Below are 26,884 nucleotides of genomic sequence, written 5' to 3' on the forward strand. Positions count from 1 at the left end.
TTTTTTGTGAAAAAAACACCAATAAGTCCATCAAAAAACAGCCTGATTATCATCAGACTGTTTCGCGTTCAAGTTAATAATCGATTAACCCTTTATTGATCCAGATACTCTTTGGTAGATGCAATAATATCTTGCAACCCTTTCTTAGCATCTGAGAAGAACATGCTGGTCTTGTCATCAGAGAACAAGGCGTTTTGAATACCTGCGTAACCAGTACTCATAGAACGCTTAATAACAACGACCGACTTCGACTTATCAACGTCCAAGATAGGCATACCAGAAATTGCGGTATGTGGTTCACGAGCAGCTGGGTTAGTAACATCGTTAGCACCAATGACTAAGGAAACGTCGGTATTTTCAAACATCGAGTTAGCTTCTTCAAGCTGCTTCATTTGATCATATGGCACGTTAACTTCAGCCAACAGCACGTTCATGTGACCAGGCATCCGTCCGGCAACTGGGTGAATGGCGTAGTTAACGTTAATCCCATTATCGGTTAACAATTTAGCTAGCTCGGCAACTTCGTGTTGAGCTTGAGCGGCAGCCAGGCCATACCCAGGAACGATCATCACGTTCTTGGCGTAAGCTAACTGAACACCAATATCGTCAGCAGAAGTTTCCTTAACGTTAACGGGAACGTCATCAGCAGCACTAGCACCACCACTGTCACCAGTACCGAAACCACCGGCAATAATGTTAGCGACAGAACGGTTCATCGCAGCAGCCATTTGTAAGGTCAAAATGGTACCAGCAGCACCAACTAAGGCACCAGCGATGATCAAAACTTGGTTATCGATAACGAAACCAGCCATGGCAACGGCTAAACCAGTGAAGGCGTTTAACAGTGAAACAACAACCGGCATATCGGCACCACCAATAGGGATGGTCATTAAGATACCAAAGATCAAACTAGCAATAATGGCAGTGACCAAAGTCCAAACATTAGTTGGGAAGCCAACCGTCATCACGATGGCTGCCAAAATAATCAAAACGACGATGCCGTTCAATAATTTAGCGCCAGGGAACGTGATTGGTTTACCAGAAACTTTACCAGCCAACTTACCGGTCGCAATCAGTGAACCTGAGAAGGTAATACTACCAATGATCAAGTCTAAGATTACTGGCAATGAGAAGGCAACGGCCAGAGAAGCACCATTTGGCTTACTCAAATAATCAAAGGTCCCAATAGCAGCAGCGGCACCACCACCAACGGCGTTAAATAAACTAACTAGTTGTGGCATGTCAGTCATCTTGACGGTTCGAGCCCGGTAAACACCATAGCCAACCCCAAGAACCAGAGCCACTAGGAGAACTAGCCAAGCTGCCATCGTCGTATCATTCTTTTCCAAGACAATCAGGAAAGTCATAATAACGGCAAGGATCATACCGACAAATGATAACCGGTTACCACTACGGGCAGTCTTAGGTGTCCGCATCATGTGTAACCCCATTACGTAGCAGATCGCACTAATCAAATAACATAGAGAAACAAGTGTCATTAAACCAGACATTACTTGTCGCCTCCTTTGTTATCTTTGTCCTTAGGCTTCGAGAACATTTCAAGCATCCGGTCGGTAACCACATAACCACCGGAAACGTTGATGGCGCCAAGAAATGCAGCGATAAAGGCAATCACATAAAAGGTTGGCGTGTCAGCTTCCAAGGCAACCAAAATCGCACCAACAACAACCACACCATGAATGGCGTTGGCACCAGACATCATAGGTGTGTGCAACGTTGCTGGAATTTTACTAATAACTTCGAATCCAACTAACAGACTCAGTACAAAAATGGCAAGATTCGTATATAATTCCTGACTCATTCTACTCAGCTCCCTTCGACTCAGCTGATTGATCAGCCTTTTCGTCAGTTTCGTCCTTTGCCGGTTCATCCGTTGGCAATGGATCGAGCTTAAGGGCTTCACGCAAACGTGGATTGATAATTTCACCGTTCGTGGTTGCAGTCAGACCGCTAAAGACATCATCTTTAGGATCAATGGCCAAGTTACCATCTTTATCAACCATCGCGTTGATAACTGACTGAACGTTCTTGGCGTAAAGTTGTGAAGCTGAGTTAGAGAGCTCACTGGCTAAATTATTACCACCAATGATCATGACTTGATTGTCAGTTGTAACCGTCTCATCAGGTTTACTGCCGGAGACGTTACCACCCAAATCACTAGCAGCCAAATCAACAAAGACGGTCCCAGGCTTAGCGTTATCAACACTTTCTTGAGTTACCATCAATGGTGGCTTGTGACCAGGAACTTGAGCGGTGGTGATGATCACATCATTATCCGCAATAAAACCTGCTAATTCCTTTTGTTGTGCGGCCGTTTCTTCAGCTGTCAACGCACGAGCGTAACCACCAGAACCAGCACCATTTGAGACGGAACTCGTTAAGAAGGTTGCCCCCAAGGATTCAACTTCACCCTTAGAAGCTGGCCGAACATCGTAACCAGAAATAATCGCACCTAGTCGCTTAGCAGTCCCAATGGCTTGAAGACCAGCAACACCAGTTCCCAACACTAACACTTTAGCTGGCTTGACAGTACCAGCAGCAGTAATCATCATTGGGAAATACTTTGAATAAGCGTCACTAGCAACTAAGGCCGCTTTGTAGCCCGCAACACTAGATTGAGAGCTCAAAACATCCATCGTTTGAGCCCGACTGATCGTCCGTGGTAAAAGTTCAAACGATAACGCTGAAACCTTCTTATCGGCTAATTGCTGCATCTTTTCTGGTTTGATCAAAGAACTTAATAGTCCTAGCAAAACCTGACCAGATTTTAACGCATTGAGTGTTTCATCGCTGGGCAGGTTGATTACAGCAACAACGTTAGCTTGAGAAAGTGCGGTCTGACGATCAACAACTTCAGCACCAGCTTTCTGGTAACTTTCATCGTTGTAGTATGACGCAACCCCAGCACCTTTCTCGATCAGAACTTTCATGCCGGCTTTAATTAACCGTTTCGTGACGTCTGGATCGATGGCAACCCGTTTTTCATGGGGCTGCTCTTCTTTTAAAGCAGAAACCACAATACTCATCAATATTACCTCCACTTCAAAGTTTGAAACGTTTAGTGGTAACTTAGTTTCTGACAGTCACTCACCCTGCCCAACAGAAGTAGCGATTGACGAACACGTATTGCGTGCCGAAACCGAATTTGCCATGTAAACCACACCAATAATTTTCATAAGATAAGACATCAATACCTATAAGATGCGGAAACGTTTCCATCTCTAGCTTAACAGAAAAGGTACCTAGAGACAATCACCTCTAGATACCTTTTGTGCATTATTTAACTTGATTAAATTATGCCTTAGTGTTCTCAGGGTGACCCTGTAAGTAAATAACGTGAGTGTTCAAGAATTCGTCGATACCGTGACGACCATCGTCACCACCGATACCTGATTCCTTCCAGCCTGAGTGAGACCCATTCATCGCTTCAAAGTTAAACCGGTTGATGTAAGTTTCACCATCTTCCAATTCGTTTGCGGCACGTTGAGCAACATCAATATCCTTTGTGAAGATTGATGAAGTCAAACCGAAGTCACTGTCGTTAGCCATTTCAATGGCATCATCCAATGTCTTAAAGGTAACAACTGGGAGAACTGGGCCGAAGATTTCGTCCTGAATAATCTCAGAATCCTGCTTGACGTTGGTAATAACTGTTGGTTCGTAGTAGAAACCATTTTCGATTTGAACTTTGTGACCACCAGCAGTGATCTTGCCACCAGCTTCAACGGCACGATCGACCATACCAGCAACCTTGTCCAAAGCGGCTTGGTTGATCAGAGGGCCAATGCCTGAGTCTTTATCAGTGATTGGGTTAGCAACCTTGATAGCAGACATCTTGTCGCTGAGCTTCTTGATGAATTCATCAGCAACACCTTCTTGAACGTAGATCCGTTCACAGTTGTTGCAAAGTTGGCCATTGTTGTCGACACGTGAATCAATAATTGATTGAACGGCCAAATCAATGTCAGCATCATCCATGACGATTGCGGGTGCTTTACCACCTAATTCCAATGAAACTTTAGCCATGTGGGTCGCAGCGGAAGCCATGACGCGCTTACCAGAATCAACAGAACCAGTCAAACTAATGATACCGATCTTCTTGTTCTTTGATAATTCGTCACCAACAACCGAACCTGGTCCAGTAACGAAGTTTACAACCCCGTTTGGAATACCAACTTTGTCGACGATCTTAGCAAATTCAAGGGCTAAGTTTGGTGTGTCTGAACTTGGCTTCATCACAATGGTGTTACCAGTGACCAAAGCCGGACCCATTTTACGAGCAATCAGGAAGAATGGGAAGTTCCATGGGAGAATCCCAGCTGCAACACCAATTGGTTGCTTTTGAATCATAATGTTTTCGTTAGCGTTGTCGGATTGAAGAATTTCACCTTCATAAGTCCGAGCGGCAGAACCCATGTAATCGAAGTAATCTGCTGAGAACAAGATTTCAGTCGTTGCTAATGAACGAATCTTACCTTGTTCTTCTTGTAGCATATCGATTAAATGTTCCGAATTTTTGCGAATTTCGGTTGCAACATCATGTAAGTACTGGCCACGGGTTGCGGCTGGTACGAACTTCCATGATTTTTCAGCTTCGTAAGCGATATCAATAGCTTCCTTGGTTTCTTCTCGGGTTGCACTTGGTACTGTTGAAATTTCTTCCCCAGTTGATGGGTTGATAACAGTTAAAAGCTTACCTGATTTAGAATCCTTAAACTCACCGTTGACATACATTTGATAGTGCTTTAAACCTGTTTTAACTTCTGACACGGTTATTGCTTCCTTTCAAATACGAGCTGTAATCTCAACAATCTTCCTATTAAATTATTTGCCCGGTACGTAGTCTGGGTCGATGACCAAAACTGGCTTGATCGTCTTACCACTACCTGAATCAGCATTAGCTTCATTGATTTGATCGAACTTGTAGAACTTTTCGGTCTTGTCGAAGTCGAACATGCCGGCCTGATAGAACTTGATTAAACGAGGCACATCAATTTGTGGAACCGCATCACCCATGTTGACACCAATGACTTTACGATCGTCAACACAAAGGTCGTTCCAAGTATCCAAATCAATGTGGTTAGGGGTAACGGCGATGCAAGCTGAAGTCCCACCTTGTGCTAAGGCTTGGATGGAATCTTCCATAACCTTCTTAACACCGGTAGTATCAACAGCGAAGTCAACACCGTAGCCGCCAGTTAATGACTTGATCTTTTCAACCGCGTCTTCACTCTTGCTGTTAACAACATCAGTAGCGCCTAATTCTTTAGCAAGTTCTAGACGTGAATCAACGACATCAACAGCGATGACAGTCGTGCAGCCGGAAATCTTACCAGCCATCATTGCTGCCAAGCCAACGGCACCAGTACCGAAGACGGCAATGGTCTGACCGGGACGAGGCTTCAAAGTGTTCAGAACAGTACCACTACCAGTAACGTAGCCACAGCCCAGAGGACCTAATTTACGTAAATCCAAATCCTTAGGGACTTTAACTGCATTAGCTTCTCGAACAATGGTCGTGGTGGTAAATGATGATTGGTCAAACATATCATCGACTTGCTTGCCGTTTTCAGTGAAGTGAGCACTACCATCTGGACGAACACCTGATAGGTTGTTAGCAGCGTAGTTCAAGCACTGTGTCGGCACACCTCTCAAGCAGTTTACACAACTTCCGCAACCGTAGAAGGAAAGGACAACGTGATCGCCAACCTTGAAGTTTTTAACTTCTGGGCCAACCTTTTCAACGATTCCTGAACCTTCATGCCCAAGGATAATTGGGTAACCAATCTCGGCGTCACCTTTACGTAAGGCTTCATCAGAATGACAAATCCCTGAAGCGACCATGTGAATCTGCAAGTCATCTGCTTGCATTGGTGCTAATTCAACGTCATCGCGCATCTCAAATGAAGCGCCTTTTTTATCAACAACTGCTGCTTTAATACGCATAACTCCATCATCTCCAAATTATTTTTGATGAAAGTTGAAATGAAAATTCAATTTACAACTGAAGCTTAAGTGTTGAATTATAATGGTATAACTCTTATTTTCCTTATACTTAAGAATCACTTGTGAATTAGTTCTCATTTGCTTACAACTCTGTTATAGTTCTTTTTAATCGAAAAATAAAGCGTTTACACGAAATTGTTTGATTATATTTTTCTAAGAAAAATTTACTGCTTGTTATTTTTATCACATGATAAATCATATGTAAACACTAGTCATTCACTTTCAGTTTTGTACTATATTCATCTGAAAAATTGTATAAAAAAACTGCTTAACTTTATCGTTAAGCAGACCGTTTTCAATATTTCCATTAAGTTTGGCATACCTTACCAATTTGCAACGACCTTACCTTTAGGACCGAATTCTCTTCGGTAAAGTACTACCCCAATCAACGCCGTGATCACGTCCGCGATTGGTTGTGAAACGATAACACCTTGATAGCCCATCACTGCTGCCATGATAAAGATGACGACAGCGAAGACAACACCTTGACGCGAAACCGACATCACGAAGGCATCAAATGGTTGGTTCACCGCCTGAAACATGGTCGTGAAAACCATCGATGCACCAATGAACGGCGTGGTAATGAGGAACCAGCGTAACATGTAACTTGCGGCATGCACAACACTTTGATCCTTCATGAACAACCCACAAAGCGCGGGAGAAATCACCATCAAGCCCAACGCAATGATAAACGCGAATACCACGTTAACTAGCAGGTCAAACTGAATAATTTTGGTCAACCGTTCCTTATTTCTAGCCCCATAATTATAGCCAATGAGCGCTTGAGAGCCAAAGCAAAAACCAACTAGCACCATAATGACAATCGTTTCAACTTTGATGGCAATCCCGAAACCGGCAACTTTAGTAGCGCCATAGATAATCAGGAAATTATTCATGAGAGCTGTTCCCAACATGGTCATAAAGTTGGTGACCGAAGCTGGCAACCCAATCATCAACACATCTTGAACTTCTTTGAACGGAATCTTAGTTTGGTTGATGTGAACATGCAAATAACGCGCCCGGCGAACGGTATACCCGATTAAAATCGTATCAGTCACTAGGTACCCGACAACGGTGGCCAACGCGGCCCCCGCGGCGCCTAAGTGGAAGCCGAAGATGAACAGCGGATCCAAGAAGATTTTCAGAACGGTCCCTGATGCCGTCCCAATCATGGATTGTGTTGCCAAGCCTTCAGTCCGCAGTGTGTTAATGGGGACCAGCGAAATGATAATTAGCACACTAGCTGCAGCCATAATTTCATAAAAAATATTGGCATATTGATAGGTGTTAGGCGTGACCCCAAGTAGTGATAAGCCTTCTTTTCTAAATACAAACAGGCAAATCATCACTATGATGCCAAGTGCCAGCGCACCATAGAATGAAAAACTATTAACCCGACCGGCCATTTTATACTTTTTTTGTCCCAATAATCGGGAAATGGCTGAACTGGCACCCAACCCAAACATGTCCCCTAGTGCAATCATCATGGAGAATAGCGGGGTGCAAAGTGTAATCCCCGCAACCAGATTAGCGTTTTGAGTTTGCGCGATGAAGAAAGTATCGGTTAAGTTATAAATCATGGAAATTACTGTCCCAAAAACCACTGGTAAGGCGAGTGTAAAGTAGGCTTTTGGAATCGGCGCTTTCTCGAAAAGCTCAATGATGTTATCATCCCCTGTTGATATTCATAGCTTTTATAATATCACAAGATAAGTTTAAATTGCAGTCGATTTATGACTGAAAAGAGTCGAAAAAAACCGTTTGAACGGATCTTCAAACGGACTACTCTCACTATTTTGACTTAGCTAAAAAATCGAAAATAGTATAAATTGCTGACTTATTATTCGTGGGAACTGGTGCTTGTAAAATTGCCTCAGCGTTCTGGTGCAGATCGTTTTGCTCATTTGCATACTGCCCATCATTGACGACCATGGTTCGCACGTTGATTGACTTTGGTTCAAGATGAAACTGTAAGCCAACCACATTATCTCCCAAAACAAAGCCTTGATTGTGAACCAAATCACTGGTGAATAACAACTGAGCTTCCTTAGGGACTTCAAACATCTCCTCGTGCCAATGCAATGCAGTTAGCTGTTGGGGAAGCCCAGGAATAAAGTCAGTTTGCCGATACACCGGTGCCCACCCGACTTCTTTATGGGGCGCCTTTAAAACTGAATATCCCAGTGTTTTAGCGATTTGTTGAGCACCGTAACAAGCACCGAAAATCGGCTTGTGCTGTGCCAATAGTTGTTTGATCAATTGACGTTCATTCTTGATCCAATCCAAGTCGTCGTTGGGGCTCATTGGCCCACCTAAAATCACTAACAGATCAGTCTCGTCAGCGGTTGGCAAAACGCCGTTAAACTGGTAGGGATGATAAATATAAACTTGATGGCCACGATCATTTGCCCAGTCAACGATACTGCCTGGTCCTTCACTTGGGGTATGCTGTAAAACGTTTATTCTCATTGTTGTTTACTTCCATTTCTATCACTTAATTGCATATCACTATTATAATATCTCGGATATGCCAAATAGCAGGCAATTACACTGCCAATACTAGTGGCGGCCAGCAGCATAAAGGTAACCATGATTTGATACATGATGGCCTTGGTGGGGTCAACCCCAGCGAAAATCAAACCAGACATCATACCGGGAAGACTAACGATTCCCACGGTCTTGGCTGAGTCAATCGTCGGGGCCATCCCTGTCCGAATGGCCATTTGGACGATGTGTTTTGAAGCTTGCTTAAGATTGGCACCTAACGCCAATCGTTCCAGCACGCCTTGCCGCTGATCGTGAAAACTGGTATTCATGCTGCGATATGCCAAACCAATTGCCACCATAGCATTGCTAGCAATCATCCCAGAGATTGGCACAATTTGACTAGGCGTAAACCGAACGGCACCAGCAACAACCAGCAACAAAATAGTAATCAAGGTGGCGGTGGCAATGGCCAGCAGACTGATAACGAAAGCGTGGGGAATGCCGTTAGCCCGTTTATTAGCGTTCAGCGCGGCGTTGAAAATAATGATGGCGACCATTAATCCCGTCAACCAGACACGATTGACCCTGATGATGTAAGTCAAAACGTAACCCACTACCGTTAGCTGGATAACAGCGCGGATAACACCGATGATCATATCGCGTTCCAAGCCAATTTTTTCCTTTAAGTTAATCGCCAAGGCAATCACGACCAGAATAACCGCAAACGCCAAAGCGGTAGGACTAACAATTAAATTATTCATGAGCGGGCACCTCAATCTTTCCGTCACGGATTCGCAGCAAATCATCCGCGGCCGCAATTTCCGATTCATCATGGGTGACCGATAACACTGTCACACCACTCTCTCGATAGGATTGGATCAAGCGATGAACGACACCCTTTGTATCCACATCAAGGCCTGCCGAAATTTCATCCAATAACAGTACTTGAGGTTTGAACAGCAGATTTCTGACCAATGCCACCCGCTGTTTCTCACCACCGGATAGTTCAATAATCGGCTGATCCAGCATTTCCGCCTTTAATTCTACCGAATCTAAGCCAGCCAGCGCTTTATTTTGATCGAATTTTTGATTACGAATTTCAAACGGGAACTGTAAGTTGTCCCGGACCGTCTCACCAAATAAGGTTGGTTGCTGAAAACAGTAGGAAACCTGCTGACGATAAACGGGTTTCGGATAAGTCGACTGTTTCTTCCCAGCAAATTTCACCACACCTTCAGTTGGTGTCAGTAAAGTCGCCAAAACTCTTAAAAAGGTGCTCTTCCCCGAACCTGATGGCCCGGCAATCGTTAAATTAGCCCCCTTTTCAATTTGAACGGTGATTCCTTGTAGGATTTGATTGCTACCATTTTTATAGCCTAATCGCTGAACGTCAAAAATTGGTTCCGTCATCGTGATCCCCCCAAGTTGTTTTATTGAACTAAGTTTAGCGTAGAAAACGCTTTTTTACTAGCAACTCGTTGTGCGTTATGTTTGCAATTAAATTGCTAAAAGGTTGGCACAAAAAGACGCATTCCGACAAACTTCATCGAAATACGTCTTTTTGTGCTAAATTCTGAAGACTACCAGTTGAGCTACAATTTCTTAAAATTTATCCCAAATCATTCATCACGACGCTTATTTTTAATTCCAAGCAGTCCCAACATTGACATCAATACCGCACCAAGTAAACCAAAAACACCATCATTAGTTTCACTCGTTTGCGGCAATTGACCAGTCGTTGTGGATGAACTTCCCGTATCACTCATCTGGGTAGTCTGATTACTCGTATCTTGCGATTCTTGTACAGCCTTAGTCGCTGGCGTTTTATCCGTTTGGTCTGCGTCACGACTTGTCTTCGGCTCAGCGTCCCCATTAGTTGTATCGGTTCCACCTGTTGGTTTGTCACCTTTCTCTGCTGGCAGCATTGGTACTTGATTGTCCGTGGTAACCACAGTCGTGTCATCATTAGGCGGTGTGCCCTCTCCAGTAACAGGTGGCACCGCCACTGATGGAAGCTTAGCATAGACCACCGTCACACTCTGATTGGTTGGCATGCCCGTCGTTGCAGGCAACCCTTCCTGTGCCACTACGGTAGCTGGCTGGCCATCAATCGTGGCTGAATAACCAGAAAGGATTGGAATCTCATATTGATAGAATCCACTTTGAGGCGTGTAAGTCGACTGATTAGTGACTTCGTTAGTCACCTTCTTGTACCAAACTGTCTGTGCCACTGGATTAATGTTCAAAGCACCATCAGAGCTGGTAAAGTTGATAAGCCGAGTGACAGGAATGTAATTGGTATCCAATTTAGGCGTGTAAACGTAGTAAACGATTCGGTGCATCGCATCATACCTGCCAGTCGGATTACCGGATACGCTAGCAAGCTCATACCCCTTTTCGCTCAATTGAGGCTGAATGGCCTGGTTGACCACCCCCGTATCATACTCTCCAGATGGCAGAATACCATTTTCAGGATCAAAATCACCATAGGATTCCTGTTGAATGATTTGACCGGTTGAATCATCTAGGAAGATGACTTCAACTGGTTGGTTGGGCATGTAATCTGCCAGAGGCATCAGCCCCTGTGATAGATTGCCATCCTGGTAATTGATCCCGATTGTGCCAGTCAGTGTGTAGTTAGGGTATTGGTTCACAGCATGACCGTTCATCTTCACAACTTCACCAGAAATCGGTTGAGCGGTTGAAACTTCAGGAAGTTTTTCATGTGAAAATTCAGTTCCGGAAGTCGTCATCCCAGTGATTTTATCGGTGACGTTGATTGGCGTATTGGCTGCCGTGATAGGTTGGTCAATATACATCGCCCCAGGATTTGGGTCAGAAGTGGTCTTCATGTAATAAACATTGATCACAACCGGCTGACCATCAGTTTCGTCAATTGATTTAAACCCATTTCCCTTCAATGCGCTTTCTGCCTGGGTCTTTTGTTCATCATACGTATAGCCATTAAACATTGGTTCGTAGTCAAAATTGTAGTCAGCACTGCCGCTAATCCAACCAGCCGGATCCTGCGTGTCATATTTAATTTGAAACATCACGTCAGTTGGATCAGCCTCGTTCACGTAATTAATCACTACGGGAGCTAATTTTTCATAGTACGCTCTAATCGTCTTTTCTTGACCTACTGGTACAAAAGTGAGATCCGTCGTGTCATTCCCCACAAATTTGTAACCGACGATTTCAGCTTGAGCAACTTTACTTGATACTGATATCTGGTCTAATTTAGCCGTGGGGACCTTTGTTTCAGCCAAGTAAGTGCCATTGATTTGAGTCGGATCACCGGGGATTGATGAATAGCCACTATTAAATTTGAGGGGCTGTTGGGTATCCTTATCAATATAACTGATTGTCACTTGACCAGTGACGGTTTGCTCTGGTGTTGTTTGCGTCTCTGTGGTGGTTGGGCCAGTCGTAGTTGAAGTGGCAGCGTTATTTTTATAGTAGGCTGTGATTATCTTACCATCAGCGACTGGTGCGAAGTTCAAGGTGTCACCATCAGCTAATTTGTCAAACGTATACCCATCAATCGCTGGTCGGGTATAGCTGTCCTTGACCTTCATTTGCGTGACTAAGTCTGTCCCTACCGTTGTTGTCGCTTCGTAGCTGCCAGTAATCGTTGCTGGAGCCGTTGCTGGAAAGCCCGCTTTGTCTCTGTCAAATGATAACACTGCCGTAGGATCGTCCTCATCAACGTACTTGATAGTGACTTGTCCCGTCACAGTCTTCTCCTGCGTGGTTTCCGTTTCCGTTGTGCCCGGCTCACTCGTCGTGGCAGTTACAGAAGCATTCTTATAGTATGCCGTTATTGTCTTACCATCAGCGACTGGTGCGAAGTTCAAGGTATCGCCATCAGCTAATTTGTCAAACGTATACCCTAAAATCACTGGTTGCGCATAGGTGTTTTTGACTTTCATCTGCGTGACTAAGTCTGGATTAACTGTCGTTGTGGCTTTGTAGCTGCCGGTAATCGTTGCTGGAGCAGTGGCTGGAAAACCTGCTTTATCTCTGTCGAATGATAATACTGCGGTGGGATCGTCCTCATCAACGTATTTGATGGTGATCTCTCCTGTAGCTGCGACTTGGGGCTCAACGGCAGTCACAACCTGTGGCTGACCAGTTTGAGCGTAGACGTCACTGGCGATGGCCTTAGCTTGGTCGATTTGCGTATTGCTTGCGTCACCTAAGTTTGTGACCTTAGTTGCCGTTTCAGCTGCGTCCCCAGTTGCAGTCTTAGCCGTACTTGCACTGTCATCGGTACTATCGCTAGCAGTTGTTGCCTCGGTTACCGCCGATGTTGTTGCTGTGGTCGTCTGTGCTGTATTCTCGCTGTTCAGCTGATAACTAGATGCGCTGACATCATTTTCAGCTGACTTCACAATGGCCGTCGTCTCTTCAGTAGCAGCGTTAGCGATTGGCACTTTAGCCAGCGCGGTGATGCCTAGCACCACAGTAGTCATCCCTGCAGCTATCCAAAACGTACCGGATTTATACAGCTTCACGTGATACGACAATTTTTGTTCATCCTGATGAAGGTGCCGACATTTTTGATTCAGTTCATCATATTTCATGGTTCTCCCCCCTAGAGTGAATAAAATAAGGTGCTTCTCCTCAAAAACCTGATAGACAAACCCATCCGACATTACTTGTCTCAATCAACCTTTTATTCTCAAAGTGTAATACATTTGCTATCGAATTGAAAGCGTTTTATTCGCAAATTTTCTCCCCCCCATCCTCGTAACCTTTGCTAATTATTGAGTACTTGTAACTTTGCGAACTGATTCCAATACGGCTTAAATGCCGAAGATTCAGTGATCAAGCCATGTGTCTGTAATTGTCTTAGATTGTGAAAAAATAGTGGTGAAGCGGTGGAGAATTGGTTCATGATCACGCTGATCGTTTGGTATTCTTCATCCGATAACACTACTAACTGTTTTTGATGCGTCTGAATATGAGCAACCCCCGCTGTGCTGACTAGTAAATTAGCGCTCCAGATAATTTGCTCAATAACCTCAAAACCATTTTCCTTGGCGTCTCGAATAAGCCATTCCGCAGACCCACCAGCTTCGATAAAATTTGCAAACCAAAACGCATACCGGTTTCGTAAAAAAATATTATGTAGTGGCAACGCCCTTAATTGCGCCAGATAAGCAGTTAATGGTACTGACAATTGTGCTAACGATTCTTCAATCACAGTTAACGTATGTAACGTTTGGTCATAATCAGTGCGACTAAACTTACCCGTGAAAAAATCAGCTTCCTTAGTTGTTGGAATGCCCATGAAATCTAGAACCGCTCGATTGGTTAATTGAAGTCGTTGCTGCTGATTTTTAATACCGGCTATCATCTCAGAAACAGTCTGTTCATTTTTGTGGTCGAACATTTGATCAGCTTCTTTCTTTCGCATCAAGATTATCATACAAATCCAAAAAACACCCCGCAACCATTAAATCGTGGTTACGAGGTGTTAGTTGATTATTCTGCTATGGCACCAACCCGAGTTAATTCCTTCTTCAAAGCATCTACTGCTGCATGTAGATTTTCGTTGCTGGAAGCATAACTGATTCTCAGCGCTTGTGGATCGCCGAATGGGGCACCTGGCATTAATCCAACGTGATAGTTTTTCGCCAATTGGTGAGCAAAAGTAAAGCTGTCTTGGTGACATTCTTCTGGTATTTTCACAAAAATATAGAAAGCACCGCGAGGCTTAACGTACTTCATCCCTAATTTATCTAGCTCTTGCGTGAGATATTCACAGCGTTGCTGATAAATTTTACGCATGGCTTCCGCATCATTTTGCCCGTGAGTCAGTGCCTCAACCGAAGCGTATTGAACGATTGAAGTTGGTGTGGTGACCTGAAATTGATGAGCCTTGGCGATTTGATCGATTACGCCGGTTGGCCCGAAGACAAAGCCAATCCGCCAGCCAGTCATCGCGTGTGATTTAGAAAGCCCATTAATAATGATCGTTTGTTCCGGCAACCACTTAGATAATGAATAATGCTTGACGCCATATGTCAGCTCACCATAAATCTCATCACTAATGATCCAGATATGATTATCACGGAAGACTGGCACCAGTGCAGCCAACTGTTCCTCTGAATAGACGACTCCGGTTGGATTAGAAGGATCCGTAATGACAACACCCTTAATCGTAACTTCCGGATGAGTGGCAATAGCTTCCTTCACTTGTTCAGGTGTCAACACACAACCCGTATCGGTGGTGTCTACCATAATCGGGACTAAGTGATTAATACCCGCAATCGCCTTATAAACTGGGTAAGCTGGCATTGGAATCAAAATCCCATCACCGGGCTGAAAGAGCGTTTTAAAGGAAGCCGCTAAACCTTCTGTCGCGCCAACTGTACAAACAATTTGATCAGCAGAGTACTGGTAGCCAAATTTTTCACGATAATAAGTCGAAGCTGCATCACGTAATTCTTGAATCCCCCAATAATAGGGATAATGCGACTGATCAGCATTGATTGAATCAATGGCTGCCTGTTTGATGTGTTCTGGCACGTTAAAATCGGGTTCCCCAAGGGTTAATTTAACAATCTCCGGATCCGCGCTGATCTCATGATCAAACGCCCGTAAGGCAGATGGTTTAACTGACAAAACGTCAGGATTCAATTCGTTAATGTCCATAAAGTGATACCTCCAAGTATACTGTTACCTTTTTCACAAAAACATCCAATAAAACCTATCCTGATTCAATACACAAGGGCTTAGTTATCTCCAAATGGCAATTAATAAAACCACTTTGAATATTGAAATCAAGTTTAAAAACGACTCAATTAAGTTCTGATTAGATTACAAAAGTTCCTGCTAATAAACCAAATATAACAGCTTTACAGAATAATTCCTAGAGCTTATTCAAATAATATTCTAATTCTCAGTTGTATTTTAATCAGCTTGCGATAAAAGCAAAAAGGATCGTACTCGAAAGTACAATCCCCTCAAGGGTTCAAAATAGTGGTAACGTTCCAAGAAATTTGATATCTTCACGATTCTTTGCTGACCCCTCAGCCAATACTGCCAGCCGGTCAACTACTTGAGCTCCTGCCTTCTGCATCAGCTGTTCGGCAGCTTGAAGTGAACCGCCGGAACTGATGACATCGTCAACAATGATAACCCGTTTTCCCTTCAATCTAGCAGCATCCGTTCCGTCCAAAACCAGCTGCTGGCTCGCGGAAGTCGTGATGGCTTCTACCGGAATAGTAAGTGGTGAAACCATGTAATCCTTAACAGCCTTGCGGAGAACTATATACCGCTTATGCCCACTCAACCACGTGATTTCTTGGGCCAATGGGATCCCCTTACTCTCAACAGTTACGAAATAATCAAAAGTATCCGTTTTAATCTTCTTTAACAGCTGTTCAGCTGCATAATGCGTCAATTCAGCATCACCCAATAAAACAAACGAGGCGATGGTCACCCCATTTGGCAAGGTAATTAGTGGCAGATCACGTTCTAGTGGGCCAAGTTGTAAATGGTAAGTCTTGGGCATGAGGACAACTCCTTTATTCTGCTAATTCTGTCTGTTAATTACAGTCATAGAATAGAACAATCATCAGCAAGTTTAAACCGAACATAGTAAAAGCTGGTTACCGTCAGAAATCGACCATTTTCTTTGCATTAAGGAAGAACAACAACTTTGCCAAAGCTATCACTTGATTCTAGAAATGCTTGTGCATCACCTGTATGGGCTAGATCGAAAGTCTTGGTTGGCTTCACATCAATATGGTGATTTTCAATCAAATTCAGCATATCATTGAACGCTGAATCATTGTTTGCAATACCAGAACCAAAAGTGGTTAAACTAGCCCCATTTGGAATGACGAATGCACTAAAATCTGGCACTGTCCATTGATCGGCTAAACCACCAACCATGCAACAATAGCCATACTGATTCAGATGCGACAGGGAATCAGTCAATGTGGCTGAGCCAACCAATTCGATAATGGCATCAAAATGATCCTCAGTTTGGACTTTGCCATTCTTATCCAAGACTGGCTTATCACAACCAATAGCCCTGAGTTTAGCGAATTTTTCTTCATGTCGAGTACTACCACTGATAGTCACCGAAGGATTCATCACCTTAGCTAATTTAATTGCCGCACTGCCAACGCCACTAGAGGCACCACGCACCAGTAAACTCTTTGCGGTATCAATGTGGGCATTCTTCATTGACCCATAAGCAGTAAAGTAAGTTTCAGGAATTGCTGCTAACTCCGGCCAAGACAAATTAGTGGTCACTGGATAAATCTGTTCACTTGGTAATAAGGCATATTCTGCATAACCGCCATCGAAGTCGCGGCCCATGCCACCCATGATGCTGACGACCTTCTGGCCAACTTTTAGCCGATTTGGCTCCGTGGTGTCAGCCACTTCGCCAACACATTCAATACCAAGAATTCGCGGAAACTTAACGGTTGGCGACTCGCCGTTCCGGGTAAAAATTTCGGAGTGATTAATGCCAAATCCTTTAACCCGAACTAAGCTCCAGCCAGGCTTAACCTTTGGCGTAGGTACTTCTTTTAGCTTCAAAACTTCTGGACCGCCAGCTTTTTCAATGACAATTGCTTTCACTATGACAACTTCCTTTCATTTTACTTTTTAAAGCTGTTCCGCCTTTTTAACTTGTTGGCGCAACCGCGTGCGGTACTTGATCAGCCATAACTCTTCCGGATACTGTGTCATAATATTTTCAGCGAACTCAACGGGATCGTCGCCGATTACTTGTTGAACTGGTACATTTTCCGCAGCACTTTCTTGAAACATGTGCAGGATTTCTTCTAACACGTCCATCATAGCGCCACTCTTAGCAAAGTTCCAAATGTAGGTTTGCAATGCTGTGAGGGTTTGTGCATATGCTTCGGGAAGTGCTTGCACGTCTGCCTTAAATTGTTTATAGCGTTTTTTATCACCAACAATGTTATTCCATAAATTAGCCATTTAATCTCTCCTTTAATCTTGCCATAGTAGTGGTTAGAAACTCCCATTTTTGCCAAAATTCACTCAAATACGCCTGCCCCGCTTCATTGAGCGAGTAAAACTTCCGGGGTGGCCCCATTTCAGACTTCCGCCTTTCAACGGTGAGCAACCCCTTTTTCTCCAACCGGAGGAGCACTGTGTAGACCGTGCCCTCAACAATATCTTCGAAGCCAAGGTCAACCAGATAATTGGTAATCTCGTAACCGTAAGTTTCGCCTTGGCTAATTCGCTGAAGAACGATGCCTTCTAATGCACCCTTTAATAATTCAGTTAAACCTTTCAATTCAATCGCCTACCTTGTAATACTAGTTAGTATTGCTGGAATAGTAGCAAATCTATTGCTTAATCATATCTACTCTTTATTACAATGTACCAGTACATAATAACAACAGGTAGTAGTGCTGTCAACAAAAATAACTCTCATGGCAAATACCATGAGAGTTATCACATCATTTTATATAGACACTATTTTCGTTTTCGGCGAACTTCTTTCAAAAAAGCTTTCATCTGTTTCTTGCCACCGAACATCCGCTCAATTTTGGCGTTCTCTCGTTCTTTGCCACGTAGCTGATTATTCGCCTGTTCATCTTGAAGTTGGCGATAACTGGCTAAACGAGCCTCAGAAAGCTGCCCATCCGCGACCGCTTGTTGCACTGCACAACCAGGCTCTTGCTGATGTGTGCAGTCATTGAATCGGCATTTTTTAGCTAATTCAGTGATATCTGAGAACGTCGAGTCTAGATTCGCCTCCAGTAAACCCAGTTCGCGCATTCCCGGCGTGTCGATGACCAGACTGCCGTTGGGTAATTTGACCAACTGCCTGGCTGTGGTGGTGTGCCGACCATGATCATCAGTTGCTCGAACTGCTGCGGTCGCCAAACTCTGCTTACCCAGCAAATGATTGATCAGTGTCGTTTTTCCTACTCCAGAAGAACCCAAGAAAGCATAAGTTAGCCTGGGTTGCATAAATGCGGTTAGTTCTGCCATGCCGTTCTCATTGGTCGCATCGCAGACAATCACGTCCGCACCTCCGCTGACCTCTGCAACTGTAGACAATTGTTCCGCCAATTGACTTGTTTTATCGGCTTTAGTGAGCACAATGGCTGACCGCGCACCCGAAGCTGCAGCAATGGCTAAATAACGTTCCAATCGACGTACGTTAAAATTAGCGTCTAGCGCCATACATAATAAGAGCCAATCAACGTTGGCAGCAACGAGTTGTGCTGCCGACCGTCGACCAGCTGCCTTTCGTAGAAAAACGGTGGTGCGATCATTCAATCGTTCTATCGTGGCAGCGTCTGCTGAATTATTTGGCAATCTGACCTCTACCCAGTCACCAACCGTTGGAAAGTCTTCCGGCCCGTTAGCGAAATTGATTAGTCGACCGGCCACCTGTGCAGTGAATTGACCCTGCTCAGTCACAATCGTGTATTGCTGATGACTCGTGGCAATGACTCGAGCTAAACTTAAACCGCTCGTCGGTTTTTGCGCCTCACTGGCGCCATATTCTGTTAATTTAATTGTTTTGTCCTCCATAACCGCGGAGAACTAAGCCTTGTAGTCCTCCAGTGACGTAACAACGCCCATTACAATGCCCAACATACACGTTCATCCTTTCTGTGGCGAGTTGAATCGCCTTATTGCACATATTGTACCAAAATTTATCAAAATCACAACCTCATTGCGCATGTTTACGGTCATGCTGTTCAGCGATTCTTACGTTGCTAACCGCCACTATTCGGCCACTAACAGTCATCGAGAAACAACGATACATTGACCACCTGACAGACCTGAACTACCATTAAAACTAAGTGGAGGCGTTAATTTTGAAAAACTCAAAACAACTCTCAAAATACGATCGTTATGAAACCATCTGGATCATTATCGCAATGTTTGTGGGAATCGGTGTGGGGATGTTATTACCTGAAGTTACTCGGGTCATTACCCAACTGCAAGTGGGTACAACTTCCATCCCGATTGCCATTGGTTTAATTTTGATGATGTATCCAGCCTTGACCAAGGTTAAGTATGAAAAATTAGGGCACGTGTTTAGTGACTGGCGAACCCTGAGTTTGTCACTAGTTCAAAACTGGATCGTGGGTCCACTCCTTATGTTTGCCTTAGCAATCATCTTTCTGCGTGATCAACCTGGTTACATGACTGGCTTGATTCTAATCGGACTCGCTCGATGCATTGCAATGGTAATTGTCTGGAGCCGACTCGCCCATGGTGACAACGAATATACAGCCGGACTGGTCGCTTTAAATTCAATTTTTCAAATTGTCTTTTATACAGCATTTGCCTATATCTTTTTCACGGTTTTACCCGGATGGTTTGGGTTAAGTGCCCAGCACGTTGACGTCTCAATGGCGGCAATTGCCGAAAGTATTGGCTTGTACCTTGGCGTGCCGTTTCTCGCTGGCATCAGTTCCCGCTATCTGTTGATTCACTGGCGCGGCCGGGACTGGTTTGAATCCGTCTATCTGAAGAAAATTGACCATCTCACCTTCTGGGCGCTGATTTTCACGATCATCGTCATGTTCGCTATCAAAGGAAAACAAGTGGTGGCTTTACCGTTAGCCATGATCCGCATCGCCATTCCACTAATTCTATACTTTATCATTATGTTCAGCGTTACCTTTGCTATTTCACATCATATGAAACACTCGTACGCCGTAACCACTTCGCAGTCACTAACAGCCGCCAGCAATAATTTTGAATTGGCAATTGCTGTCGCCGTTGGTGCTTTTGGGATTAATTCACCGGAAGCCTTCACCGCGGTTATAGGGCCGGTTGTTGAAGTTCCAGTCATGTTGGGGTTAGTGAATGTGGCGTTATATATGCATCATAAGTTGAATTGGCCAGCTTGAAATTCATTTGAGAAGAAAAATAGGCAACCAATGATTACAGTATATTTTTTCTAGAGCGGTGCCTATTCAGCAACATACATGAGCTTAAGACCTAATGCCCGTGTATGTTTTTTTGCATATGACTAATATTCACCAAAACAATCCCAATTTGACCTCATTTTTGATATACTTAAACCTTATGTAAACCGTAAACGTATTTAATCAATAAGAAGTTGAAATTAATGACAAGCATATACGAAAACCGTCATGAGATTTCAACAGTAATCATTCTTAGAATTCAAAAAGCGTTTACGGTTGGATCGGCGAATAAGATTTTAAGGGGAGTTGACTGTTCCTTTCATTTGTGTGTAAGTACACAATACCTTTTAATTATATTCGTCGTTCAAATTTAATATTTGTTCATCAAAACCAGATGACAAATAAAAGATTGGAGTTGATTCTAGGCTGTATATCATTATTTTCTCAACCGTTCTACTTTGATTTATTTACGAGTCATCTAACCCTATCTACCTGTTTACTCGTAGAAGACAAGATGAAATACGTTCAGACAGTTTTACGCACTTATTTTAGTTACATTAAGGGGAATTATATCGTGGAAAATAGATACTGCACCAACTGTGGCAAAGAATTACCTCGTGATGCCGAATTTTGCTTGTACTGTGGCACAAAGCAACCTACTGTTGAAAGAGATGCTCCAAGGGGAGATAACCAATACAATCAATCCGACAATCACAAAAGTAATGACAATCAAGATAACGAACTAGGGAACACCTTTACAACTGCAACCAGTTCAGCTGGTGCTTTAACCAAACAGAAAATAAACAGCCCCAAGAAGTCGAAACATAAAAATAAACGAATCTGGTTTGTTCTAGCGGCAGTGGTTGTTATTTTCATCGGTTTAGCAATTCACGCTAGTACCAGTTCAAGCTCCGCGACCGGAACGTCGGCTTCATATGATAACAGTAGTTCTGATAATTCAAGTTCGGATGATACAGATGATTCAGACAATTATGATGATACAGATGATTCTGATACCGATGACTCCGAAGATACTGGGGATTTTGAAAATGAAGCTGTCGCAGGCATATCCTCGTCAGATTACGACGCTACAGAAGCAGCTGAAAATACTTACTCATATGGTGAGCTGCTTAAATCTGATGATTATAATGGTGAATCTTACAACATCACAAACGCTCAGGTGCTTCAAGCCAGCGAAGATGATGGCGCTACTACGTTATTAGTGTATACGGACGAATATGCAGATGATATCTTCAAGGTCTACTATCCAGATACTACAGATGCCGTTGAGGACGATTACGTCACCATCAAGGGTGTGCTGGGCAGTCGTGAAGATTATGATACTCAATCCGGTGGTTCGAATACTGTACCTACAATTGTTGCTCAGGACGTGAGTGTTACTGGACAGGGAAGCTAACGACTAACTCATTATAAACACAACGACCCCGAGGGCTTGCTATCCTCGGGGTTTTATACGTGCCTATACAATATACTATAACCTCGTTAATATCAGCTTTAATCGCTCCTGTAACTGTGGAACTTGTTCTGCGGTGAGATTAGCGAACCCCACCCGTAAATTATTTTGGTGTACGCCAAATAAAAAGTCTGGACGGACAAGCACCCGTCTTTTCAAAAATTGGTTGTAATCGGTGATACTTAGCGGATGAGGGGTATGTAGATGCACCCAAAAACTATTGCCATTTGCTGGTAACTGGTAGCTTAACTGATTTTGATCAACGAACGGCTGTAAGGCTTGTTGCAACCGTTGCTTTTTTTGCTGTAACTGGTCGGCTTGTTGCCGAATCTGTTGCCGAAGATCCGACTGCGCTAAAAACTGACTGGCAATAATCTGTGGAAAGATACTCATGCCAGATTCCATTTGCTGACGAATGTCGGCTAACTGATTGACGATAAACGATGGCGCCAAAAGCCAGCCAATCCGTGCTTGATTACCGACTAATGAGGACAACGAGCCAATGTAAAGCACGTTGTCAGGATCTAAGACCTTTAATGGCGGTTCTGACTGATTGTCCGACACTGCATAAGTGATGCCAAAGGGATCATCTTCCACGATGGGTAATTTCAACGTTTGGCACATCCTGATCAGGGCTTTACGTTTAGCCAGCGGCATCATCTGCCCAATTGGGTTTTGACCATTGGGATTGACGAACAAGAAACGGAACCGGTGTTTGTAATATTCCAGTTGCAGAGTCGCCAGATCAAGACTGCCATCCGCCATCAGCGGAATTCCGTACACCCGAATACCAGCCACTTGAAAGAGCGTTAACTGATAAAAGTACGACGGTTTTTCGATGGCAATGGCGTCACCATATGATAATAAGCCCTGTGTTATCAGGTAAAAGGCTTGCTGGGCACCTGATGTAATCAGTAGTTGGTTAGCGCTAAATGAGTGTTGCAATAATGGTGATAACCGCGTAATTAACTGTTGTTTCAAGTCAGCAGCCCCACTAATATCCACGTGATTCTCTTGTTCAACCAGTCGTCCAGTTGAAACATGATTTAGCGAGATGGGTAACGCCATTTTATTAGGAATATTAAAGTGCGCCAGATTGATTGCTTCCGGATCTGACTCCAGTTCCCGTAGTTGCTGCAAATAACTCTCGGGATCGCCAAACCGATTAGCGGCAAGATACGTTCGCCAATTGACATTTTCAGTTAAGATTCCCCACTTATCCATGCTAACCCAAGTACCGCTACCACGTTTTCGGGTCAAAATCCCATTGCTGACCAGTTCGTTTAACGCTTGTTGAATGGTTGAGCGATTCACTGATAGCATTTGCGCTAATTGCCGTTCTGCCGGTAACTGCTGACCCGGAATCAGATTCCCATTATTAATGCCATCGGTAATCAGCGTCATCACTTTGATATATAACGCTTGTGAACCACCTGGAAGTTGCCACTGCATGCTGTCACCCTCTTTAATTAAATTGGATGGGTAATTTACCATCCAATTGGTTGTTTCCATTATAAACGCTGTGTCCTAGTATGAAACTAATTTCTAGAGATGGAGGCTTGATTATGACAGAAACAGGCACAACTACAGTAAAACGAGGTATGGCACAGATGCAAAAAGGCGGCGTCATCATGGACGTCGCTAACGTGGAACAGGCTAAGGTTGCGGAGGCTGCTGGTGCAGTTGCCGTGATGGCGTTGGAGCGGGTACCCTCAGATATCCGAGCAGCTGGTGGTGTGGCACGGATGTCTGATCCCGCGATGATCAAGGCAATCATGGATGCTGTCACCATTCCGGTCATGGCGAAAGTGCGAATTGGCCACATTGCTGAAGCCCGAATTCTGGAGGCCATCGGGGTTGACTACATAGACGAGAGTGAAGTCTTGACTCCCGCAGATGACAGTTACCACATTAATAAAAATGATTACAAAATTCCCTTCGTGTGCGGCTGCCGTTATTTAGGTGAAGCACTCCGTCGAATCGGCGAAGGCGCCTCAATGCTACGGACTAAGGGAGAACCCGGCACGGGTAACATTATTGAAGCAGTACGTCACATGGAAAAAGTGAACGAACAGATTAGTCACGTAGCTGGCGCAAACCCTGATCAATTGATGTCAATTAGCCGCGACTTGCGCGCACCTTATGACCTAGTGAAACAAGTTCACGATTTAGGTAAATTACCCGTTGTCAACTTTGCGGCTGGTGGTGTTGCCACTCCCGCAGACGCCGCTTTGATGATGAACTTAGGCGCTGATGGTATCTTTGTTGGCTCCGGTATTTTTCACTCTGAGAACCCCGCCAAGTTTGCTAAGGCAATCGTCACAGCAACTGCACACCCAACCGATTGGGCATTGATCGCCAAAGTTTCAGAAAATTTGGGTAAGCCAATGAAGGGAATCGACATTTCAACTTTAACGGATGACGAGAAAATGGCTGACCGTGGGATTTAAACGGAGGTGATGCGTGTGGTTATTGGTGTATTAGCACTTCAAGGTGCAGTTAGTGAACATATCAAGATGGTAACAGCGTGTGGCGTAACCCCGCGATCGGTTAAAACTCAAGCAGATTTGAAAGGGCTTGACGGGTTAACCATTCCTGGCGGTGAAAGTACCACGATTCGAAAACTGTTAGTACGCGAACAGATGTTAGAACCGTTGAAAAAGCTAGTTCAACAGGGATTCCCAGTCTTTGGAACCTGTGCCGGTCTGGTCCTACTAGCTCAACCAGATTTACTGAATGGTTTAAAGGGAACCGTAGTACGTAACGGCTTTGGGCGGCAAAGAGAGAGTTTTGAAACTGAATTGACGGTAAAAGGATGGTCGAAACCCTATCACGGAATCTTCATCCGTGCCCCTTACCTTTCTGAGGTGCAGCAACCTGCTGAAGCTTTGGTCACCTTAGCCGACGGCCGGATTGTGGCTGCTCAGCAAAATCATGTCCTGGTCACTTCGTTTCATCCAGAATTGACTGGGGATACGCGGTTTCATCGGTACTTTGTTGAGAAGATGATTTGACCATTAGTGAATAGTACTAGCTAAAATTTTACTAGCAGTAACTTCAATTCTAAATTAAAAATGAGTCAATGATAATAAAAGTAATCATTTTACCTAGAGAAATAGCGCGTTTATGATGCTGAAATAAGACCAGGTAAAACGATGAAAATGAACTTGAATTTGGAAAACTATAGGGCCTAACAACTACTATCACAGGGTATCCGATATCTACTGAGTATCTTTGCTCTTGTGGACGCAGCTATAAAGCTGTGGCAAAATTAGGTTGTACTGCGTCAAAAAACATCCCTAGTTATTAACTTAGCTAGGGATGTTCTTGTATTATTCAGAATGGGATATGACAGTACAATTGTTTTAGCATCAGAAATGGCCACTCAATATACATCAGTGATCAACTAGAGTACGAAACCAATACACTGTTTAATGAATTTAATCGTGACTGTGAAAAGAGGCTGACAAGTCCTGATATTTGTTGTGTAATATTTGTTGTGTAATATTTTTTGCGTTGATGAGTTGAAAAAACGCAAAAATCATAGAATCTTTTTTTAGTAACTGCAATTTCACAGCCCCATGAGTCCCGTCGATACGATTCGAAAAAGTAGGAAACCGACAAGTTATCGTCGTAATTTTCTTATTTTTCAACTATCCTTCAAACGTAACCACATGTTTTTTAGATGTCGAAGTTTGGCAGCCTAATCTCCAAGTATTACTTATAGCACTCCCTCATCAGTCCCACGATAACTATCAATTGGAACTCTAATATGACCTCTGGCAATCACTACGCCCCTTCTCACTGCATAGCACTCAACATAGTGATCTCCATTGAAATCACTTCTCTCATCCTGAGTCTCTTCACCTTTCACTATCATACCTCTCTCTCGTCCTTTAGCTGCTTCACCAGTATTTCTGACCTTCCAATAATATTTAACGTTACTTTTAATACTTTCAGGGATATTTGAATCGGCAATAAAAAAATGAATTTTTCGATTAACTTTTAAAAGATGTTTGCGAGCCAAAAAAGATTGCAAATAAAATGGGCGAAATCCATTTTGCAAAATTTTAGCGTCAAGTTTCAATTGATATGTGATTTTTAAATTAAATTTTTCCTCAACGTATTGCTCATCAGTAGCTCGTCGCTCAGGATCATACTGAGTACCAAATAGCTGAATCATCAGCTCCCTTGAACCTTCTTCATCACCTTCAATAGCCGCTAATGCATTCTTAGAATATTCGATAAATCTCAAATCTTCGTTATCCATTTCTTCATTAGTGCCCAGAGCTATAATTCTTCCATTTTTCATACTTGCAGCAGTTCCGAAAAAAGCTTTAAGATGACTAATATAATGAGAATCCATCAATAAAGAAGGCTCATTTTTATAGCACATGTCAAGAATACTGTCTATGACAATTCCTTTTAATGGAACGCCAACGTGATCACGCCATGCCCTAATCGCCTTAGCAACTTCAGTGTATTTCCCAGATGAATTAATATTATCACAATTGGCTTGAGAAATTTGATTATCTGGATTAGTTTGTTGCCAACTTCCTCCATCATGTGTATCAGGATAATCGTATTGTCCATCAGAGCGCTTAAACCCAGGTACAAGTTCGATAGTCCCCTTGTTTAAGGCTATTACAACGACCTGACCATCGCCTCTAATATCGGTTCGTGAATATCTCTCTTGAAGAAGCGTCTTGATTTGTTGTAATAAATCAGTTTGACCGTGCTGCCGATTATTAAATTGTTCTTTTACGCCTGCTGGTAAAACACAAAGTACATCGTGATCACTTGTAGCACTGATATTTGTATTTCGACCTGCGCTCCCGACTTTCAATACATGAGTATCATTAGATTCATCATAATAATGATCATTAATAACATTATTAATCTCAGATATTGTGGTATCAAAGTTTTTCTTTTCATCATCTGTTTCACTTATTCGGCTGATAAAGCTTCGGAACTCAGTATCATTATCTACCATTCT

23 protein-coding genes are annotated in these 26,884 nt (G+C 43.5%); 4 read left to right on the forward strand and 19 right to left on the reverse strand.

The annotated features are described in order from the left end of the window. Positions 1-92 precede the first annotated feature (92 nt). From HC026_RS09180 to rsgA, 17 genes are all read right to left on the reverse strand, one after another. Entirely contained in the window at positions 93-1,511 is a 1,419-nt protein-coding gene (locus HC026_RS09180) for an NAD(P)(+) transhydrogenase (Re/Si-specific) subunit beta (RefSeq protein WP_168925670.1), read from the reverse strand. Further along, positions 1,511-1,822, reverse strand: a complete 312-nt coding sequence (locus HC026_RS09185) for an NAD(P) transhydrogenase subunit alpha (protein WP_168925671.1) — start codon at positions 1,820-1,822, stop codon at positions 1,511-1,513. Before HC026_RS09185 ends, HC026_RS09180 begins: the two co-directional genes overlap by 1 nt. A gap of 1 nt (position 1,823) precedes the next feature. Beyond that, the gene (locus HC026_RS09190) at positions 1,824-3,047 is read right to left on the reverse strand and encodes an NAD(P) transhydrogenase subunit alpha (protein WP_168925672.1); all 1,224 of its coding nucleotides are present in this window, start codon (positions 3,045-3,047) and stop codon (positions 1,824-1,826) included. A 268-nt stretch (positions 3,048-3,315) separates the two neighbouring features. Beyond that, positions 3,316-4,755, reverse strand: coding sequence for an aldehyde dehydrogenase (aldA, locus tag HC026_RS09195; protein ID WP_168925697.1), 1,440 nt, complete (start codon positions 4,753-4,755; stop codon positions 3,316-3,318). 90 nt (positions 4,756-4,845) lie between these two features. Further along, positions 4,846-5,967, reverse strand: a complete 1,122-nt coding sequence (locus HC026_RS09200; protein WP_168925673.1) for an NAD(P)-dependent alcohol dehydrogenase — start codon at positions 5,965-5,967, stop codon at positions 4,846-4,848. Between the two features lie 383 nt (positions 5,968-6,350). Further along, on the reverse strand, positions 6,351-7,631 hold the full coding sequence (locus HC026_RS09205; RefSeq protein ID WP_332871180.1) for an MATE family efflux transporter: 1,281 nt from the start codon (positions 7,629-7,631) through the stop codon (positions 6,351-6,353). Between the two features lie 187 nt (positions 7,632-7,818). After that, positions 7,819-8,496, reverse strand: coding sequence for a type 1 glutamine amidotransferase (locus tag HC026_RS09210; protein WP_168925674.1), 678 nt, complete (start codon positions 8,494-8,496; stop codon positions 7,819-7,821). Continuing rightward, complete coding sequence (locus HC026_RS09215; RefSeq protein WP_168925675.1) at positions 8,493-9,275, reverse strand: ABC transporter permease; 783 nt, start codon at positions 9,273-9,275, stop codon at positions 8,493-8,495. The genes HC026_RS09210 and HC026_RS09215 overlap by 4 nt, the downstream gene beginning before the upstream one ends. Beyond that, on the reverse strand, positions 9,268-9,924 hold the full coding sequence (locus tag HC026_RS09220; protein WP_168925676.1) for an ABC transporter ATP-binding protein: 657 nt from the start codon (positions 9,922-9,924) through the stop codon (positions 9,268-9,270). The genes HC026_RS09215 and HC026_RS09220 overlap by 8 nt, the downstream gene beginning before the upstream one ends. A 209-nt stretch (positions 9,925-10,133) precedes the next feature. After that, positions 10,134-13,100 carry a KxYKxGKxW signal peptide domain-containing protein gene (locus tag HC026_RS09225; RefSeq protein WP_168925677.1) on the reverse strand — a complete coding sequence of 989 codons (2,967 nt, stop codon included), beginning with the start codon at positions 13,098-13,100 and terminating at the stop codon, positions 10,134-10,136. Positions 13,101-13,276: 176 nt separating this feature from the next. Then, entirely contained in the window at positions 13,277-13,936 is a 660-nt protein-coding gene (locus HC026_RS09230) for a hypothetical protein (RefSeq protein ID WP_168925678.1), read from the reverse strand. A gap of 68 nt (positions 13,937-14,004) precedes the next feature. Next, positions 14,005-15,177: an aminotransferase class I/II-fold pyridoxal phosphate-dependent enzyme gene (locus HC026_RS09235; RefSeq protein WP_168925679.1), complete on the reverse strand. Its 1,173-nt coding sequence runs from the start codon at positions 15,175-15,177 to the stop codon at positions 14,005-14,007. A 319-nt stretch (positions 15,178-15,496) separates the two neighbouring features. Beyond that, a complete protein-coding gene (locus HC026_RS09240; RefSeq protein ID WP_168925680.1) occupies positions 15,497-16,039 on the reverse strand; it encodes a phosphoribosyltransferase family protein in 543 nt (180 codons plus the stop codon). Positions 16,040-16,167: 128 nt separating this feature from the next. Beyond that, a complete protein-coding gene (locus HC026_RS09245; RefSeq protein ID WP_168925681.1) occupies positions 16,168-17,121 on the reverse strand; it encodes an alcohol dehydrogenase catalytic domain-containing protein in 954 nt (317 codons plus the stop codon). A 27-nt stretch (positions 17,122-17,148) separates the two neighbouring features. Beyond that, a complete protein-coding gene (locus HC026_RS09250) occupies positions 17,149-17,487 on the reverse strand; it encodes a DUF1048 domain-containing protein (protein ID WP_168925682.1) in 339 nt (112 codons plus the stop codon). Beyond that, the gene (locus HC026_RS09255; RefSeq protein WP_168925683.1) at positions 17,480-17,809 is read right to left on the reverse strand and encodes a PadR family transcriptional regulator; all 330 of its coding nucleotides are present in this window, start codon (positions 17,807-17,809) and stop codon (positions 17,480-17,482) included. Before HC026_RS09255 ends, HC026_RS09250 begins: the two co-directional genes overlap by 8 nt. A 182-nt stretch (positions 17,810-17,991) precedes the next feature. Beyond that, positions 17,992-19,062, reverse strand: coding sequence for a ribosome small subunit-dependent GTPase A (rsgA, locus tag HC026_RS09260; protein ID WP_168925684.1), 1,071 nt, complete (start codon positions 19,060-19,062; stop codon positions 17,992-17,994). A 290-nt stretch (positions 19,063-19,352) separates the two neighbouring features. Between rsgA and arsB the strand changes: the two genes are divergently transcribed. Both arsB and HC026_RS09270 read left to right on the forward strand, forming a co-directional pair. After that, positions 19,353-20,396, forward strand: coding sequence for an ACR3 family arsenite efflux transporter (gene arsB / locus HC026_RS09265; protein ID WP_211089464.1), 1,044 nt, complete (start codon positions 19,353-19,355; stop codon positions 20,394-20,396). 592 nt (positions 20,397-20,988) lie between these two features. Beyond that, entirely contained in the window at positions 20,989-21,831 is an 843-nt protein-coding gene (locus HC026_RS09270) for a zinc ribbon domain-containing protein (RefSeq protein ID WP_168925685.1), read from the forward strand. Between the two features lie 75 nt (positions 21,832-21,906). Here HC026_RS09270 and HC026_RS09275 read toward each other — a convergent pair whose 3' ends face one another. After that, a complete protein-coding gene (locus tag HC026_RS09275) occupies positions 21,907-23,340 on the reverse strand; it encodes an aminotransferase-like domain-containing protein (RefSeq protein WP_168925686.1) in 1,434 nt (477 codons plus the stop codon). Positions 23,341-23,453: 113 nt separating this feature from the next. Between HC026_RS09275 and pdxS the strand changes: the two genes are divergently transcribed. Both pdxS and pdxT read left to right on the forward strand, forming a co-directional pair. Continuing rightward, positions 23,454-24,338, forward strand: coding sequence for a pyridoxal 5'-phosphate synthase lyase subunit PdxS (gene pdxS, locus HC026_RS09280; protein WP_168925687.1), 885 nt, complete (start codon positions 23,454-23,456; stop codon positions 24,336-24,338). A gap of 15 nt (positions 24,339-24,353) precedes the next feature. Further along, positions 24,354-24,902 carry a pyridoxal 5'-phosphate synthase glutaminase subunit PdxT gene (gene pdxT, locus HC026_RS09285; RefSeq protein WP_456300134.1) on the forward strand — a complete coding sequence of 183 codons (549 nt, stop codon included), beginning with the start codon at positions 24,354-24,356 and terminating at the stop codon, positions 24,900-24,902. 707 nt (positions 24,903-25,609) lie between these two features. Here pdxT and HC026_RS09290 read toward each other — a convergent pair. Beyond that, positions 25,610-26,881: a nucleotidyltransferase gene (locus HC026_RS09290; RefSeq protein WP_168925688.1), complete on the reverse strand. Its 1,272-nt coding sequence runs from the start codon at positions 26,879-26,881 to the stop codon at positions 25,610-25,612. Positions 26,882-26,884: the final 3 nt, after the last annotated feature.

Origin of the sequence: Secundilactobacillus angelensis (genome assembly GCF_012641075.1) — a bacterium.
In the GTDB taxonomy this organism is placed as follows: Bacteria; Bacillota; Bacilli; order Lactobacillales; family Lactobacillaceae; genus Secundilactobacillus; species Secundilactobacillus angelensis.

What these genes read in the sequence shown, in the direction of transcription:
- HC026_RS09180 (WP_168925670.1), bottom strand. Translation starts at nt 1,511, where the DNA reads ATGTCTGGTTTAATGACACTTGTTTCTCTATGTTATTTGATTAGTGCG.
- HC026_RS09185 (WP_168925671.1), bottom strand. Translation starts at nt 1,822, where the DNA reads ATGAGTCAGGAATTATATACGAATCTTGCCATTTTTGTACTGAGTCTG.
- HC026_RS09190 (WP_168925672.1), bottom strand. Translation starts at nt 3,047, where the DNA reads ATGAGTATTGTGGTTTCTGCTTTAAAAGAAGAGCAGCCCCATGAAAAA.
- aldA (WP_168925697.1), bottom strand. Translation starts at nt 4,755, where the DNA reads ATGTATGTCAACGGTGAGTTTAAGGATTCTAAATCAGGTAAGCTTTTA.
- HC026_RS09200 (WP_168925673.1), bottom strand. Translation starts at nt 5,967, where the DNA reads ATGCGTATTAAAGCAGCAGTTGTTGATAAAAAAGGCGCTTCATTTGAG.
- HC026_RS09210 (WP_168925674.1), bottom strand. Translation starts at nt 8,496, where the DNA reads ATGAGAATAAACGTTTTACAGCATACCCCAAGTGAAGGACCAGGCAGT.
- HC026_RS09215 (WP_168925675.1), bottom strand. Translation starts at nt 9,275, where the DNA reads ATGAATAATTTAATTGTTAGTCCTACCGCTTTGGCGTTTGCGGTTATT.
- HC026_RS09220 (WP_168925676.1), bottom strand. Translation starts at nt 9,924, where the DNA reads ATGACGGAACCAATTTTTGACGTTCAGCGATTAGGCTATAAAAATGGT.
- HC026_RS09225 (WP_168925677.1), bottom strand. Translation starts at nt 13,100, where the DNA reads ATGAAATATGATGAACTGAATCAAAAATGTCGGCACCTTCATCAGGAT.
- HC026_RS09230 (WP_168925678.1), bottom strand. Translation starts at nt 13,936, where the DNA reads ATGCGAAAGAAAGAAGCTGATCAAATGTTCGACCACAAAAATGAACAG.
- HC026_RS09235 (WP_168925679.1), bottom strand. Translation starts at nt 15,177, where the DNA reads ATGGACATTAACGAATTGAATCCTGACGTTTTGTCAGTTAAACCATCT.
- HC026_RS09240 (WP_168925680.1), bottom strand. Translation starts at nt 16,039, where the DNA reads ATGCCCAAGACTTACCATTTACAACTTGGCCCACTAGAACGTGATCTG.
- HC026_RS09250 (WP_168925682.1), bottom strand. Translation starts at nt 17,487, where the DNA reads ATGGCTAATTTATGGAATAACATTGTTGGTGATAAAAAACGCTATAAA.
- rsgA (WP_168925684.1), bottom strand. Translation starts at nt 19,062, where the DNA reads ATGGAGGACAAAACAATTAAATTAACAGAATATGGCGCCAGTGAGGCG.
- HC026_RS09275 (WP_168925686.1), bottom strand. Translation starts at nt 23,340, where the DNA reads ATGCAGTGGCAACTTCCAGGTGGTTCACAAGCGTTATATATCAAAGTG.
- pdxS (WP_168925687.1), top strand. Translation starts at nt 23,454, where the DNA reads ATGACAGAAACAGGCACAACTACAGTAAAACGAGGTATGGCACAGATG.
- HC026_RS09290 (WP_168925688.1), bottom strand. Translation starts at nt 26,881, where the DNA reads ATGGTAGATAATGATACTGAGTTCCGAAGCTTTATCAGCCGAATAAGT.